The sequence below is a fragment of the Streptomyces sp. NPDC089424 genome (genome assembly GCF_044749345.1).
GTDB lineage: Bacteria > Actinomycetota > Actinomycetes > Streptomycetales > Streptomycetaceae > Streptomyces.
Genome location: NZ_JBIVHU010000001.1, coordinates 825417 through 840291 on the forward strand (window position 1 = coordinate 825417; position 14875 = coordinate 840291).

General features: G+C 73.7%; 14 protein-coding genes. 6 read left to right on the forward strand and 8 right to left on the reverse strand.

What is annotated here, in order from left to right; genetic code table 11:
• Nucleotide 1 precedes the first annotated feature (1 nt).
• Nucleotides 2–820, reverse strand: coding sequence for a phytanoyl-CoA dioxygenase family protein (locus ACIP2X_RS03630; RefSeq protein WP_401666980.1), 819 nt, complete (start codon nucleotides 818–820; stop codon nucleotides 2–4).
• Between the two features lie 69 nt (nucleotides 821–889).
• On the opposite strand from ACIP2X_RS03630, the gene ACIP2X_RS03635 reads away from it, so the two are divergent.
• Nucleotides 890–1807: a helix-turn-helix domain-containing protein gene (locus ACIP2X_RS03635; RefSeq protein WP_401666982.1), complete on the forward strand. Its 918-nt coding sequence runs from the start codon at nucleotides 890–892 to the stop codon at nucleotides 1805–1807.
• A gap of 25 nt (nucleotides 1808–1832) precedes the next feature.
• Here ACIP2X_RS03635 and ACIP2X_RS03640 read toward each other — a convergent pair whose 3' ends face one another.
• Together ACIP2X_RS03640 and ACIP2X_RS03645 are read right to left on the reverse strand one after the other, a co-directional pair.
• On the reverse strand, nucleotides 1833–3089 hold the full coding sequence (locus tag ACIP2X_RS03640) for an SLC13 family permease (RefSeq protein ID WP_401668824.1): 1257 nt from the start codon (nucleotides 3087–3089) through the stop codon (nucleotides 1833–1835).
• A gap of 80 nt (nucleotides 3090–3169) precedes the next feature.
• Nucleotides 3170–5542: a SpoIIE family protein phosphatase gene (locus ACIP2X_RS03645; protein ID WP_401668827.1), complete on the reverse strand. Its 2373-nt coding sequence runs from the start codon at nucleotides 5540–5542 to the stop codon at nucleotides 3170–3172.
• A gap of 502 nt (nucleotides 5543–6044) precedes the next feature.
• Here ACIP2X_RS03645 and ACIP2X_RS03650 point away from each other — a divergent pair.
• The 3 genes from ACIP2X_RS03650 (at nucleotide 6045) to ACIP2X_RS03660 (ending at nucleotide 8602) form a co-directional block, all read left to right on the forward strand.
• Entirely contained in the window at nucleotides 6045–6290 is a 246-nt protein-coding gene (locus ACIP2X_RS03650) for a hypothetical protein (protein ID WP_401666984.1), read from the forward strand.
• 3 nt (nucleotides 6291–6293) lie between these two features.
• The gene (locus ACIP2X_RS03655; RefSeq protein ID WP_401666986.1) at nucleotides 6294–6671 is read left to right on the forward strand and encodes a toxin Doc; all 378 of its coding nucleotides are present in this window, start codon (nucleotides 6294–6296) and stop codon (nucleotides 6669–6671) included.
• A gap of 302 nt (nucleotides 6672–6973) precedes the next feature.
• A complete protein-coding gene (locus ACIP2X_RS03660) occupies nucleotides 6974–8602 on the forward strand; it encodes an RICIN domain-containing protein (protein WP_401666989.1) in 1629 nt (542 codons plus the stop codon).
• 147 nt (nucleotides 8603–8749) lie between these two features.
• Here ACIP2X_RS03660 and ACIP2X_RS03665 read toward each other — a convergent pair whose 3' ends face one another.
• A complete protein-coding gene (locus ACIP2X_RS03665; protein WP_401666991.1) occupies nucleotides 8750–9919 on the reverse strand; it encodes a lactate 2-monooxygenase in 1170 nt (389 codons plus the stop codon).
• 421 nt (nucleotides 9920–10340) lie between these two features.
• Here ACIP2X_RS03665 and ACIP2X_RS03670 point away from each other — a divergent pair, with 421 nt between their 5' ends.
• Nucleotides 10341–10775 (forward strand): protease inhibitor, encoded by a 435-nt coding sequence (locus ACIP2X_RS03670; RefSeq protein WP_401666993.1) that lies wholly within the window; start codon nucleotides 10341–10343, stop codon nucleotides 10773–10775.
• Nucleotides 10776–10910: 135 nt separating this feature from the next.
• On the opposite strand, the gene ACIP2X_RS03675 is transcribed toward ACIP2X_RS03670, so the two are convergent.
• The 4 genes from ACIP2X_RS03675 to ACIP2X_RS03690 form a co-directional block, all read right to left on the reverse strand.
• Nucleotides 10911–11123, reverse strand: coding sequence for a CDGSH iron-sulfur domain-containing protein (locus ACIP2X_RS03675; RefSeq protein ID WP_401666996.1), 213 nt, complete (start codon nucleotides 11121–11123; stop codon nucleotides 10911–10913).
• The gene (locus tag ACIP2X_RS03680) at nucleotides 11104–11757 is read right to left on the reverse strand and encodes a HemK2/MTQ2 family protein methyltransferase (RefSeq protein WP_401666998.1); all 654 of its coding nucleotides are present in this window, start codon (nucleotides 11755–11757) and stop codon (nucleotides 11104–11106) included. Before ACIP2X_RS03680 ends, ACIP2X_RS03675 begins: the two co-directional genes overlap by 20 nt.
• Nucleotides 11758–11778: 21 nt before the next feature.
• Nucleotides 11779–12804: an iron-containing redox enzyme family protein gene (locus ACIP2X_RS03685; RefSeq protein ID WP_401667000.1), complete on the reverse strand. Its 1026-nt coding sequence runs from the start codon at nucleotides 12802–12804 to the stop codon at nucleotides 11779–11781.
• A 330-nt stretch (nucleotides 12805–13134) separates the two neighbouring features.
• Nucleotides 13135–14142: a Ppx/GppA family phosphatase gene (locus tag ACIP2X_RS03690; RefSeq protein WP_401667002.1), complete on the reverse strand. Its 1008-nt coding sequence runs from the start codon at nucleotides 14140–14142 to the stop codon at nucleotides 13135–13137.
• A 202-nt stretch (nucleotides 14143–14344) separates the two neighbouring features.
• Between ACIP2X_RS03690 and ACIP2X_RS03695 the strand changes: the two genes are divergently transcribed.
• Nucleotides 14345–14872, forward strand: a complete 528-nt coding sequence (locus tag ACIP2X_RS03695; protein ID WP_401667005.1) for an SRPBCC family protein — start codon at nucleotides 14345–14347, stop codon at nucleotides 14870–14872.
• Nucleotides 14873–14875 lie beyond the last annotated feature (3 nt).

A 14875-nucleotide genomic window follows, 5' to 3' on the forward strand; every position in this document is an offset into this window, starting at 1 on the left:
CTCAGTGCGGGCCCGGCGGGGCGAACTCCGTGCCGCACGGGCCCGCGCCCTCGCTCTCCGGCAGCGGAACCCGGTCGCCGCTCATCGTCAGCGTGCGGTAGTGGACGCCGATGCGTTCGGTGGAGCGGCCCACGTAGTGGCCGATGAAGGACCGCCGGAAACGCTCGGCGGCGCGGTTCGGCCCGGAGCCGTGCACCAGGCTTCCGTTGAAGAACAGGACGTCGCCCGGCCGCATGTCGACCGGTACGGGCGTGAGCCCGGGCGGCGGCGGCACGTACTCCCGCGCGAACGACAGCTCCTCGTCCGCCTCCTCCGGGCAGAAGATGTCCATCCGGTGCGTGCCCGGCACGACCTCCAGACCGCCGTTGTCCCGGTCGATCACATCGCAGGCCACCCACGCCGCCACGCACGTGCCCGGCTCGACACGCAGATAGAAGTTGTCCTGGTGCAGTGCCTGCCCCCGGGCGCCCGGGGGCTTGAAGTAGAACATGCTCTGCGCGGCCAGGGCCTCCTCGCCGAGCAGCACCTCCAGCACCGCGCGCAGCCGGGCGTCCAGCAGGAAGCGCAGCGCCAGGTCACTGATCTCGTGCGGGTGCATGACCCTCGGGTAGGCGGCGAGCGGGTCGTCGCCCGCTCTCGGCTGGAAGTGCCCCGGCACCGCGCCGCCCGCGTGCAGCGCCGTGAAGTCGGCGCACAGGCGGTCGATCTCGTCGGGCCCGAACAACCCGCGCACGACCGTGAAGCCGTCCTCCCGGAACCGCGCGAGCCCTTCCTCGGTCAGGATGGGATGACCGGCGGCGCCGATGTCCGTGGCTGTCATGCGTCCACTCCTCGATGAGGTGTCCCCGGTGCACCACGCTAGGCCGGACCACGGCTGGGGAGGATGCCCATGAGCGCTGACGACCTGCCCGGAACTGCTGCGCCCGGCGCTCCGTCGCCGCCGCCCGGCCTGGTGGTGATCGGCCACTTCGACCAGTCTCCGGGCTACACCGTGGATCGGCCACGCGGCGCGGACAGCTGGCTGTTCACCTGGACCACGGCCGGCCGGGGCCGGCTGAGCCAGGGCGCCACCGGGACGTCCGCGGACCCGGGCGCCCTGGTGGTGCTCGCGCCCGGCGTCCGGCAGGGCTACGGCGTCGCCCCGGGCGCACGGCACTGGCGCTTCTGGTGGGCGCACTGCCAGGCACGCCCGTCCTGGCGGGCCTGGCTCGGTCCCTACGACACCGGTGACGGCGTCCATGTCGTCGCCCCCGTCCCGGCTGCGCTGCACGGCAGAGTGGAGTCGACCTTCCGCAGGATGCTCGCCGACGCCCGCTGGACGGGCGCACAGGCGCCGCCCGCGCCGCCGCTCGACGACCCGGCGGACCCGGACGGGCCGGTGGCCGTCGCGCACGGCACGGCGGCCCATGAGCTGGCGCTGTGCGCGCTGGAGGAGATCGTCCTGCTCACGGCGTCCGCCGCGCGCAGCGCCGTGCCGGCGCCGGGTGCCGACGCCCGGGTGCGCCGGGCCCAGGCGCTGATCGCCGCCGACCCGGGCGCCCCGCACACCGTCCCTTCCCTGGCGGCGGCGGTCGCGCTGTCCCCCTCCCGGTTCGCGCACCTGTTCGCCCAGCAGGTGGGGGAGTCACCGATGCGGACGCTGCGCGAGGCCCGCCTGCGGCACGCCGCCCGCCTGCTGGAGGGCACCGACCTGTCCGTGGCACGCGTGGCCACGGCATCGGGCTTCGCCAGCCCCTTCCACTTCAACCGGGTCTTCCACGCGCGCTTCGGGCAGCCGCCGGGCGCCTACCGGGCGGCACACCGGTGAAGCGTCACTGCTCCACCAGGGTGGCTCACGTCCCGACGACCCCGAGGGACACCCACAGCGCCAGCACGGCGGTGATCAGCGTCGCCGGGACGGCGAGCAGGCCGAGGCGGGTGAACTCGCCCAGGCCGACGTGGTGGCCGTGACGCTGGACGATGCGGCGCCACAGCAGGGTCGCGAGCGACCCCGCGTACGTGAGGTTCGGGCCGATGTTGACGCCGAGCAGCACCGCCAGCAGCGCGCCCGGCCCGGACGGGGCGGCGAGCGGCAGCAGGACGAGCACCGCGGGCAGGTTGTTGATCAGGTTGGCCAGGAGGGCGGCCAGCGCGGCGATGCCGAGCAGGGCCGGCAGACCGGATCCGTCCGGCAGCGCGTGCCCGAGCGCACCGGCGAGGCCGTTGTCGACGACGGCCCGCACCACCACACCGAGGGCGAGCACGAACGCCAGGAACGCGGGTGCCGAGGCCCGCACCACCGTGAACGGCGTCGCGTGCCGGCGTACGCACGCACGTACCGCCAGGGCCAGCGCGCCCGCGGCGGCGGCCCAGGCCGGTTCCAGGCCGAGCGCCGAGGTCACCACGAACCCGGCCAGCGTGCAGGCCACCGTGACCAGCGCGAACACGGGCCGCTCAGGCGTCTTCACCGCTTCCTCGGGCGCGGGCGCCAGCGCCAGGTCGCGGGCGAAGAACCGCCGGAAGACCAGATACTCGGCGCCGATCGCGACCAGCCAGGGCAGCGCCATCAGCGCGGCGAACCGGGTGAAGCTCAGGCCGCTCGCGGCGAACGCCAGCAGGTTGGTGAGGTTGGAGACGGGCAGCAGCAGCGACGCCGTGTTCGACAGGTGCGCGCACGCGTACAGGTGCGGCCGGGCACGGACCCCCGACCGGGCGGCGGTGGCCAGGACCACCGGGGTCAGCAGCACCACCGTGGCGTCCAGGCTGAGGACCGCCGTCACCACCGAGGCCAGAGCGAACACCGCCGTCAGCAACCGGCCCGGCCGCCCCGCCGCCCGGTGCGCGAGCCACGCCCCGCAGGCCCGGAACAGCCCCTCCACGTCGCAGAAGTGGGCCAGCACCAGGACCGCGGCGAGGAAACCCACCACCGGCGCGAGCCGCCCGATCTCCTCCAGCGCGTGGTCGGGCGAGATCGCTCCCGTCACCACCGCCAGCCCGGCAGCCGGTACGGCCACCACCGCCTCCGGCAGCCGGAACGGGCGCAGTACCGCCCACCCGAGAACGAGGGCGAGCAGAACGACGGACAGGGCTTCGGCGAGCGGGGTGTGCAGGGCGGGATCCTCGGGCGGCGTCGGTCAGCGGGTGCCCGTCCATGGCACCAGGCGAGGGTAAGAGTCCGGTGAGATCCGGCTCAGGCCTCGGCGAGCAGCGTCAGCTCCGCCCAGATCGTCTTGCCCTCGGGTGTGTGCCTGCTGCCCCAGCGCTGGGTGAGCTGGGCGACCAGCAGGAGGCCGCGCCCGCCCTCGTCCCACGTCTTGGCGCGCCGCAGGTGCGGCGCGCTGTGGTTGGTGTCCGACACCTCGCAGATCAGCGTGTTCGCGCCATGGATCAGCCGCAGCCGGATGGGGCGGGCGCCGTAGCGGATGGCGTTGGTGACCAGCTCGCTGACCACCAGCTCGGTGGTGAATCCCGCCTCCTCGAGGTCCCAGCGGCCGAGCTGGTCCACCACCTGCTTGCGCACCGGGGCGACCAGCGCCGGGTCGGCCGGGATGTCCCAGGTCGCGACCCGCGAGGCGGGCAGCCCCTGGGTGCGGGCCAGCAGCAGCGCGACGTCGTCGTAGGCGCCGCCCGCCGGCAGCAGCCGGTGCAGGATCTCGTCGCAGGCCAGCTCCAGGGTCGCGGTGTTCCGGGACAGCGACTCGCGCAGCAGCCGGTGGCCGACGCCGGCGTCCCGCTCCCGGGACTCGACCAGCCCGTCGGTGAAGAACGCGAGGACGGTGCCCTCGGGCAGCTGCAGCTCGGCCGCCTCGAACGGCAGCCCGCCGAGGCCCAGGGGTGGCCCCGCGGGCAGCTCGACCTCCTCGGCCGCGGCGCCCGGCCGCACCATCAAAGGCGCGGGATGCCCGGCCCGGGCCAGCGTGCAGCGCCGCGACACCGGGTCGTACACGGCGTACACGCAGGTGGCGCCCACCTCCCCGGGACTGCCGTCGGTGCCGGCCTCGTCGGAGAGCCGCAGCACCAGGTCGTCGAGGTGGGTGAGCAGCTCGTCGGGGGCGAGGTCGATGTCGGCGAGCGTGCGCACGGCGGTGCGCAGCCGCCCCATCGTGGCGGAGGCCTGCACGCCGTGGCCGACGACGTCACCGACCACCATCGCGACCCGCATCCCGGACAGCGGGATGACGTCGAACCAGTCGCCGCCCACCCCGGCCCGGGCCGCGGGCAGGTAGCGCGAGCACGCCTGCACGGCCGCCGTGCTCGGCAGCGACCGCGGCAGCAGGCTGCGCTGCAGGGTGAGCGCGGTCTCGCGCTCGCGGGAGTATCGGCGGGCGTTGTCCATGCAGACGGCGGCCCGTGCCGTGATCTCCTCGGCCAGCAACCGGTCGTCGGGCGCGAACGGGTCGGCGCGGTGGAACCGGACGAGCACGACGACGCCCAGGGTCGTGCCGCGCGCCCGGATCGGCACGGCCAGCGTGGCGTGGCCGGCGTCCTGCCCGGTCCGCTCTCCGGGGGCGGTGTCGCGGCTCGGCCGCAGACCGAGGGACTCGGCCGGCAGGACCGCCGTCGTCGTCCGGCCGGACAGCAGGGAGTCCGCCTGCGGTGAGGAGGCGGGATAGGTCTCGGCTTCCCCCGGCGGCACGACCGCCTCGTAGCCGGCTTGGGAGACCGACCGGTGGGCCGCCCTGCGCAGGGTGACCGGTGCGGTGAGCGGATCCGTGACGGTCTCGTTTCCCGCCTCCGCGGGGTCGAGCAGATCGACACCGACGAAGTCGGCGATCCGGGGTACGCAGACGTCCGCCAACTCCTGCGCCGTCCGGACGACGTCGAGGGTGCTGCCGATCCGCCGGCTCGCCTCGTCGACCAGCTGAAGCCGTTCGTGGGCCCGGTGCTCGTCGGTGAAGTCGTGCACGGCCACGGACACCCCGCACACCCGGCCCGCCTCGTCCCGGACGGGAGCCATCCGGGCCAGCCAGGCGTTCACCTGGCCGTTCTCCGCCACGGGGACGTACGTCCGGACGTCGCGCCGCTCACCGGTGGTGAGCACGTGGTGCAGCTGCCGTTCGATCTCCTGGCTCTGGGGCCGGCCGCCGAGCTCGGACGCGCGCAGGCCGCGCACCCGCTCCTCGGGCAGCCCGAGGAGCTCGGCCAGGGCGTCGTTCATCCGGTGCAGCCGGAGGTGGTCGTCGTAGATCGCCAGGGCACACGGCGCCTGGATGAGCCCGGCGCGGTCCAGCGCCTCGCCCGGCGGACGGGAGCGCGCGCTCTCCAGCGGGCTGACGACCAGCCATTCCCCGCCGCCGTCGGGTACGGGGCGGTGGTGGGCGAGCAGCCACACGGAGACCGTGCGGCCGTCCTGGCGGCGCAGGGTCAGCGTTCCGTCCCAGCGCCGCCCGCGGGCGGCGGGCGCCGGACCCTGGAGGAGCCGCACGGCGGGGCGTCCGAGTACCTCGTCCGGCGTCCAGCCCAGCAGCCGACGGGCGCCCTCGCCCCACTCGGCCACCCGGCCCTCGGCGTCGATGACCGCCCGGGCCGTGGCAGCCTCGTCGAACGGGTACTCCGGGGTCATCGTCGTCACTCCATCGCGCATACGCACAGTGAACAATCGAGCCACATCGGTTCCAGCGTAGTGCGTCACGGTCCGGCACGAATCCGCTCGCGGAGGACGTCCCGCACACCGGTCGACGGCGGGGTCGCGGCGGTGGGGCGCACCCGGGTGGAGGGAACGTGCCGCATGCCGGCGGATTCTCTGACGGCCCGTCAGAAAGTGTTCGGCCGTGACAAGTTGTGAGCGCTTCTGATGTGCCGTCGACGGCCGCCGGGGCGGCACGCGGAGCCGGTCCGGCGGACCCGGTGGGGGGGCCGGTGAACGGTCCGTGAACGACTCGGTGAACGGCCGGTGAACGAGGCGCGCACCCGTACCGACGGCTGTTCCGGAAATGACATCGGTGCGACTCAATGTGACCCGTCGCTCGCGCATTCTGAGCGTCCACTGCCTTTCCGGTACCGTCTCGTGACCCCTCTGAGCTGCTGGTATTTACGCGTAAGTACCCGGGCGGTACCGTGAGAACATGCCAGCCCTCAACGTGGAGTTCAGCGATCGCGAGCTGGAGGACCTGCGGCAGATCGCCAAGGAGCGCGGTACGTCGATGAAGGCCCTCGTGCGCGAGGCGGCCGCGGCCGACATCGCGCGTCACCGGGCGCTGCAGGAGGGCGCCGAGGCGTTCCGCCGGTTCTTCGCCGACCACGCGGACGAATTCGCGGCCGCCTTCCCCGACGACGAGCCGTCAGCCGGCGGCGAGGGCCGGGTCGCCTGAGCGATGGCACCCGTCCTGCACATCGATGTGCCCTGGCTGCTCCAGCGGCACGAGGAGGTCCTGCCGGACCAGCCGGCGATCAGCGACTTCTCCGCCCTGGTCGCCGCCGTCGCCCGGCACCGCGTCGACCCGCCCCGCCTCGGCGTGAACTCCGACCCGGCCTGGCGGGCCGCGGCCCTGCTGCACACCCTCGCCCTGCTCAGGCCCCTGCCCTCGGCCAACGCCCGCTTCGCCTGCGCGACCGCCGTGGCCTACATGTTCGTCAGCGGCGTCGGCATCGACCCGCCCTACGGCGCCCTGGTGGACCTCGCCCGCGACCTGATCGGCGGCAGGGCGGACGTGTACGGGGCGGCGGACCGGCTGCGGTCCTGGCAGATCTGAGGTCCGGGACCTCGCGGACGTACGGGAGTTTCACACGCGGCGCTCGGAATAGCGAATGGCGAGCCACGTGCAGGAGTTGCCACCGAATTTAACTTTCTGTCAGTGATGGGTATGTTGCCCGACCGCCTTGTTGGTCGAGAGCGAGCTGTGCAAAGGTGAACCCTCCGGCGGGGGGTAATGGCCGGGCGCACGCGCACAATTCACGCCCCCTCGCACCCCGTGAAAGAGGTACGCACCAACCGGGCCTCCCTTTTTGACGGACAGAACTCCTGTGTCACCTTGCGTGGGAAGGAATCCGCTCAGTGCCCACCCCCCACCCCCCTCGTCCGCCCTACCCGCCCGCGGGCGGTGATCCCGCCGAGTCCGACGCCGCCCTCGCCGCCCGGCTGACCGGCGCCCCGGACGTCGAAGTGGCCCACTCGACGGCCCTGCTGTTCGCCCGCCACTGGCCGTCGGCGCACGACTACGCGGTGATCTGCCTCGCCTCCTCGGCGAGCATCGCGTCCATGGTCACCTCGGCCGCCTTCCACCAGGTCTTCGACCGGCTCACGCTGGGCGAGCCGGGCGAGGCGCTGCGCCCCCGGGTACTGGTGACCGTGCGGGACGCCGTACGGATGTGGTCGGCGGAGGAGCGAATAGCGGGGGCACTCCCGGAGTTGCGGAAACCGGCCGGTGGGCGTGGTATGCGCACCGCGAAGTCCATGACCCCGGAAAACCGCAAGTTGGCCGAACGCGCATTCCAGGGCCTTCCCGGAGCCGCCCGCACTCTGCTGTGGCACTCCGAGGTCGAGGCGGAGCCGATCGCCTGCCCCGCCGGTCTGCTCGGCATGGACACCGACACCGCGTCGGTCCTCCTCGACGAGGCCCGGGACAAATTCCGCGAGGGCTGTGTTCGGGCCCATCAGGAACTCGCGCCGTCCAAGGACTGCCGCTACTACAACCGTCTCCTCGACGTCCCGATCCGCCGCGGCGGCGCCTTGCTGCCGGATGTCCAGCAGCACCTCGTGGAGTGCCGCTACTGCCGTGACGCCGCCGAGCAACTGAGCCATTTCGAGGGCGGGCTGGGCGTGCTGCTCGCCGAAGCCGTGCTCGGCTGGGGCAGCCGCCGCTATCTCGACTCACGCCCCGGTCGCCACGAGCACCGGCCGCGCACCCGCGCCGCGGCCCGCCGCGGCCGGGCCCGCCGCGTGGAACGGCACGGCATCCTGGCCCGCCTCCCGGGCATGACCGGGCGTTCGTCCCGGGCGCTGCGCACCGGCGCCGGCATCGCCTCCGCCGCCCTGCTCGGCACGCTCCTCGCCACCAGCCTGTCCTCCTACGACGGCGAGACGGATCCGACCGCCTCCGCGGGCGCCACCGAGGGCACCGAAGGCGCCGAGGGCACCGCGTCGGTGCCGGGCACCGGCACCCAGGCGCAGCCCACGGCCCCCGGCACCGCCCAGCTCCCGAACGCGCCTCGGCAGACCCGGCTGCGCAACGCCGCGAGCGAGCTGTGCCTGGACATCCGCGGTGAGGTCGAGGAGGCGGCGACGGCGGTGCTGAACGCGTGCTTGCCGGAACCGACCCAGCAGTGGTCGTACGAGACCGACGGGCAGCTGCGCAGCGTGGCCGACCCCGAGCTGTGCCTGGACTCGCACGCCGACGCCGGCGTCGTCATCCTCGGCGCCTGTGCGGGGGAGCAGGACGGGCGCGCCGACGACGTGCGCTACGACCTCACCGTCCAGGGCGAGTTGCTGCCGCGCTGGGACGAGCAGCTCGCGCTCTCCGTCACGACCGGGGACCCGGGCGCCGACATCGTGGTCACGGTCCGGGACGGATCCGACGACCAGCGATGGCTGACCGATCCCCAGCCGACCGGTGCGGGTTCGCTGTCGGTCGCGGAGACGGCCGACCCGTCGGCGCGCCAGGCAGGACTGGGCAGCGGCTCCTAGGCTGAGGGTGTCCCCTCCGGGGGAGGGCGTGCCGGCCCCCGCGTCCGCGGCGCGATCCGAACGACGGGCTTCGAGGCGGCGGGCGCGGTCGTCCGCCGGCCTGGCCGGCTTGGGTGCCGGCCAGGGCGTCCGCGGCCCGGGCGGGGGTCAGGCGGGTTCCTCCAGGAGGTCGTGCGGACCCGTCGTGGCGGGGGTGGCGTGGCCCGACAGGGCGAGGGTCAGGTCGAGTTCGGCGAGCAGGCAGCCGATGACGTGCTCCACACCCGCCTGGCCGTCGAGCGCGAGACCGTAGACGTAGGGCCGTCCGACCAGGACCGCCCGCGCCCCCAGGGCCAGCGCCTTGAAGACGTCGTCCCCGGTGCGCACCCCGCTGTCGAACAGCACCGTCAGCCGGTCACCGGCCGCCGCCACCACGCCGGGCAGCGCGTCGGCCGCGGCCACGGAGCCGGCCACCTGGCGCCCGCCGTGGTTGGACACCACGACACCGTCCATCCCGGCGTCGGCGGCCTGCCGGGCGTCGTCGGGGTGCAGGACCCCCTTGAGGACGATCGGGCCGTCCCAGTTCTCCCGCAGGAACGTCAGGTCCGGCCAGGTCTTGGCGGGGTCGGCGAACATGCCGACGAAGTGCATCACCGCCGCGTTCGGATCCTCGTGCACGGGCTTGGCGAGGCCCGCCCGGAACGCCGGGTCGGTGAAGTAGTTGGCGGTGCCGACGCCGTGCAGGAACGGCAGGTACGCCTGGTCCAGGTCACGCGGCCGCCAGGCCAGCAGCGGTGTGTCCAGGGTGACGACCAGGACGCTGAACCCGGTCGCCCTCGCCCGCTTCAGGAAACTGCGGGTCACCTCCCGGTCCTTGGCCCAGTACAGCTGGAACCAGCGCTCGGCGTCGCCCATCGCCTCCGCGACCTGTTCCAGGGGCGTGCTGGACGCCGAGGACAGCACGTAGGGCACGCCCTGCGCGGCGGCCGCCCGGGCGGCCGCGCACTCCGCGTCCGGATGCATGATCGACAGCACTCCCACCGGCGCCAGCGCCACCGGCGCCGGCAGCACGCGGCCCAGCACCTCGACCGACAGGTTCCGCTCGTGCACGTCCCGCAGCATCCGCGGCACGATCCGACGGCGGCGCAGCGCGGCCCGGTTGGCGCGTGCCGTGCTGCCGTCGCCGGCGCTGCCCGCGACGTAACCCACGGGTCCGGGACCGAGCCGCCGCTCGGCGAGCTCTTCCAGACGGGTCAGATCGGTCGGCAGCCGCGGCACGGCCCCCGTCATCCCGTTCAGATAGATCTCGTACTGGAAGTCGGCCCAGTGCTTCGCCATCGCCAAGTCCCCGCCCTCTCACCGTCGACCCGCGTCGTTGCGACGATACTGACGAGTAAGCCCAGGTCCGTCCAGGGGTGCGCCGACGCTGCCGCGAAGGCCGCGCCGGCGAGCGTCGCAGAGGGACACAAAGGGTGGAAACGGACCGCGCTTCGGACCCATCCGGAATGTTTCAGGCCTATTAACGAACCGCGGAAATCCAGCCATTCGGCCACATCGGGTGATCAAGAGCGGCACCTTCACGCGGTTGGAACGTTCGAATTCCGTGACTTCGCGCCACTGCTTCAATACGCAAGGTTACTGAAACGCATGGGGTCGACGTGAGTTTCGGCGGCGGACCAGACAGACTCGCCGTCGCCGGTCGGGCACCAACCGACGCCCACTCCGGCACGACACGCAATCAAGCGGAAGGATGCACACAATGCGGAACCCCGCGCGCTGGGCAGCGACCCTCGGCCTCACGGCCGCCGCCGTCTGCGGACCCCTGACCGGAGCCGCGCACGCCAGCCCCGCCGCCGACCCGGCCTCGCTCTACGCCCCGTCCGCCCTGGTGCTCACCACGGGCCACGGAGAGAGCTCGGCCACCGTCACCCCCGAGCGGGCGGTGACGCTGAGCTGCGCCCCGAAGGCGTCCGGGACGCACCCCAACACCGTCGAGGCGTGCGCCGAACTGCGCGGTGCCGACGGGAACTTCGACGCCCTGGAGATCAGAAGCGGAGTGTGGTGCACCCGTGAGTACGACCCCGTGGTCGTCCGGGTCGACGGCGTCTGGCAGGGCCAGTACGTCTCCTACGAGCGCATCTTCGCCAACGAGTGCGTGAAGAACTCCTACGGGACGAGCGTCTTCGCCTTCTAGGACCGGGATCGCCGGGCCCCCGTGAATGCCGCGAACGACCCGCAGTTGGGGAGTGCGGGCCGTCGTCGTGGGGGCCCTGGGGTCTCGCCCCAGGGGTCGGCAGGGCGGAGTGGGGCCGCCCGCCGACCCCTGGGATCACTCGTCGGACCGGCGCGCCCGGTCCCGGTGGCTGGTGTCGCACCAGGGATAGCGGCGACTGCGCCGGCAGGTGCACAGCGCGACCCGGAAGCGGTCGGAGGAGACGGTCGTACCGTCCTCCAGTTCCACTTCCACCGGCCCCTCCATCAGCAGGGGGCCCTGGCGCCGGACCGTGATCCGGCGCGGCGTGTCAGACGGGGAGTTCGGCACGGACGACCACCAGCTCTTCCTTGTCCTCGGTGGGGGACAGCAGCCCCCGCTCCCGCAGCCACCCCTGTCGCTCCCGCAGTACGGGGCCGAACGCGATCCGGCGCCGCCGGGTCATGCTCGCCTTCAGGCCGGCGGCCCGCAGCAATGCCAGGGTCCGCTCGGGCGCGCTGAGGGTGGAGTGCACGACCAGCAGGACGCCGCCCGGACGCAGCAGGCCGGGTGCCTCCCGGCAGATGCGGTCCAGGATCAGCCGCCCGTCATGGCCCGCGTCCCACGCCCGGGCAGTACCGCGCGGGGCGGCGTCCCCGCCCGGCGCGGGGACGTAGGGCGGGTTGGCCAGAATGACATCGAACGTCTGTTCTTGTACGGGGTCGAAGAGGTTGCCGCGCAGGATGCGGACCCGCAGTCCGGACAGCCGGGCGTTGACCCGGGCGGCCCACACCGCGCGCCGTGACACGTCGACCGCCGTGACCCGCAGGCCCAGGCGTGCGGCGTGCAGTGCGAGGGCCCCGCTGCCGGTGCCGACGTCGAGAACGTCCGCGCCCGGTGGGAGCGGCTCCTCGGACAGGGCCTCGGCCAGCAGGTCTGTGTCTTCCTGAGGCGTGTACACGCCGGGTGGCGCCAGTGGATTCACGTCGACCAGGTACCCCTGCAATCAGGAAATATGGGAAGTTTCGGGCGTGAGGGCCGGGGAAAGCGGCGTCCGCAGCGACGACCTGCCCGCCTGCCAGTCGGTGAGCAGGCGCTCCGCGAGCCGGTCCTCGGTGAACCCGGTCGCGTCGATGCCGAAGGCGACGTCCCGGGCCAGGTGCGGCTCCTCGGCCAGCAGGCCGCCGATGACGTCGTGCCGTACGACCTGCTCGTGCACGGCGTCGGCCTCGACGTGCTCGTCGTAGAAGTGCTCGGCGGCCGGGCCCGCCCCCGTCCTGCGCATGGCCTCTGCGAGCCGCCGGGACCCCGGCGACGAGGTGATCTCCACGGCGGCGAAGTGGCCCACCAGGGCCCCTCGCAGCGAGCGGTGCAGGCCGAACAGCGACATGAGGTTCACCGTGGCGAGGAGCTCCGCGCAGGCCGCGTCCAGATAGTGCCCGTACGTCGTGTCCAGGCCCAGGTCCGTCATCAGGTGGGCGAACAGCAGGGCGTGGACGCGGTCCGGGCGGCCGCCGCCGAACTCGTCGAACTCCACCGCCGCCATCCCCGCCTTCGCCCTGCCCCACAGCCGGGGCAGCACCCAGGCGTGCGGATCGGCCTCCTTGAGGTGGTACAGGGAACGCTGGGCCGCGTACTCGCGCAGCTGCCACAGCTCGCCCTTGTCGCGCAGGAAGTGGCTGACCCCCGTGCCGTCGACCGGTTCGACGAGGATCTCGGCCAGCGCGTCCTCGACGTCGTCGTGCGCCGGGGTGTCGGCCCGCAGGGCGGTCAGGAAGCGGTCCTCCAGCGCGGCGCGGGCGCCCAGCAGGCCGGGGTCCCACTCGCGGTCCTCGGGCACGCCCGCGAAGCCGCGGTAGTGGAGCTCGTAGCACAGGTAGAGGGCGAGCTGGAGGTCCTCGCCGTAGGGCGCCGCGTCCGCGGCGTCCCCGGTGCCGGGCAGTGGGCCCGTGCCCCGGAGGTAGTCCATGACCGAGGCCGAGAGGGGGCCGCGGGCGGACGGCAGCCGTGGTTCGTGGTGGTCGTGCGTCATGCGGGACCGAGTACCCGGGTGACGCCGGGATTCCCGCCCGATGGGCATCCGGCCGCTCGGGGCACACCTCGGACCCGTGAAGGCACTCGTGATCAACCGCACGCCGAAGCCGTCGCCCGAGCCCAGAGACTGATCGTCGCGTCGCCGGCCCGGCCGGGCCGGCCGTCCGGGGACGGCGCCCACCACGTCGTCAGTGAGATCACCTGGACGTGCCGGCACCTCGGCCCCGGCGCCGGACCCGACCACCTCGACGACGAGCGCGGCCGTGAGTGGTCGCACCGCACGGGCCGCGCGACGGCCGCCGACCTGATCGCGGTGGCCCTCGCGGTCCTACGACGTGGCGGCCGCGATCCGCAGGGGGACCGGGTCCGGTGGCGCGCTCTCCTCGCTCAGCCGGCCGACCTCCGCCCACCAGGACGCGCCCTCCTCGATGTGCCGCAGCAGGACACCCTCGCGGATCGCCCACGGGCACACGGTGACTCTCTTCAGGCCGGTCATCTTCATGGCCGTGTGCCCGACCACCGCGCCCGCCAGGCTCTGCCCGGCGCGCGGCGCGGAGATGCCCGGCAGCAGGGCCCGCTCCATGGGGGGCAGGGCGGCCAGCCGCGCCATGGCGGAGCGCAGGTCCGCGCGCCGCAACTGCCGCTCGACGAACGGCCCCTCACGTCCGGGCACGGCTCCGCAGAGCCGGCCGAGCTGCTGGAAGGTCCGCGAGGTGACGACCGCCGACCGCGGTCCCTCCCAGCGGATCCGCGCACCGACGTCGCGCAGTTGGTGGCGCACCTTGCGGCGCAGCGCCTTCACCTGGGCCTGCGAGGGAAGGTCCTGCGCCGGGAAGAACTCGTGCGTCAGCCGGCCCGCGCCCAGCGGCAGCGAGGCCACGAAGTCCGGCAGGCGCCCCCGCCCGAACGCCACTTCGAACGAGCCGCCCCCGATGTCCAGCAGCGCCAGCGGCCCCGACCGCCACCCCATCCAGCGCCGGGCCGCGAGGAAGGTCAGCTCGGCCTCCACCTCGCCAGGCAGCGTGCACAGTTCCACCCCGGTCCGGGCCCGGACGGCGCGCAGCACCTCCAGCCGGTTCGGGGCGCTGCGCACGATCGTCGTGGCGAAGGCCAGCGGGCCCGCCGCACCCCAGCGCTGCGACGTGCGTTTCGCCTCGGCGACCGCCGCCACCAGCCGTTCCAGCGCCTCCTCGGGAATCGCCTCCCCGGTCTTGACGTGCTCGGACAGCCGCAGCCGCCACTTGGCGGTGTGAACCGGCAGTGGAACCCCGCCCTGCGCGTCCGCCACGACCAGACGGACCGTTCTCGACCCCACGTCCACCACACTGATTCGCATGGACGGGCGACTACCCGCTCGCGGCCCCCTCCAACTGTCCCCTTCACCCGTGCGCCCCGCACAGTGCCCCAACGCGCCGGAGGTCCGCCCTCCCCGCGCCCGTGGCCCCTGCCCGGCGGCCCGGCCGCGGCGTGCCACCGGTGCCGCCCAGGTCACCGGTACCGTCGAAGCCGTCGAGGAACCCCACCCAAGGACCGATACCATGACCGCCGACCTCACCGGCACCTATCTGACCCTGGACGACGGCCGCCCCGCGATCCGCCTCGGCCGCGCCTACGACCTCCCGGTCGACCGCGTCTGGCACCTCGTCACCGACCCGGACGAACTGGCCGGGTGGTTCCCGTCCCGCGCCGAGATCGAGATGCGCCCCGGCGGCCGCGTCATGTTCGGCGGCGACCCGAACATGGAGGACTCCACCGGCGAGGTGATCGCCGTAGAGCCGCCACGCCACCTGTCCTTCGCGTGGGACGGCGACGAGGTCCACTTCGACCTGGCGTCGACCGACGGCGGCAGCACCCGCTTCACCCTGACCAATGTCCTCGAAGCCGCCGACACCGCCGCTCGCAACGGCGCCGGGTGGGAGGTCTGCCTGGCCGCGCTGGACGCCAAGGCGCGCGGGGAGCGCTCCGAGGGACCGCACGCGGGTTCGGAGGCGCCCTGGAAGGGCTTCTACCAGGCCTACGTCGACGCGGGCGTCCCGTCGGGGGCCCCGATTCCGGGACAGCCCTGACCC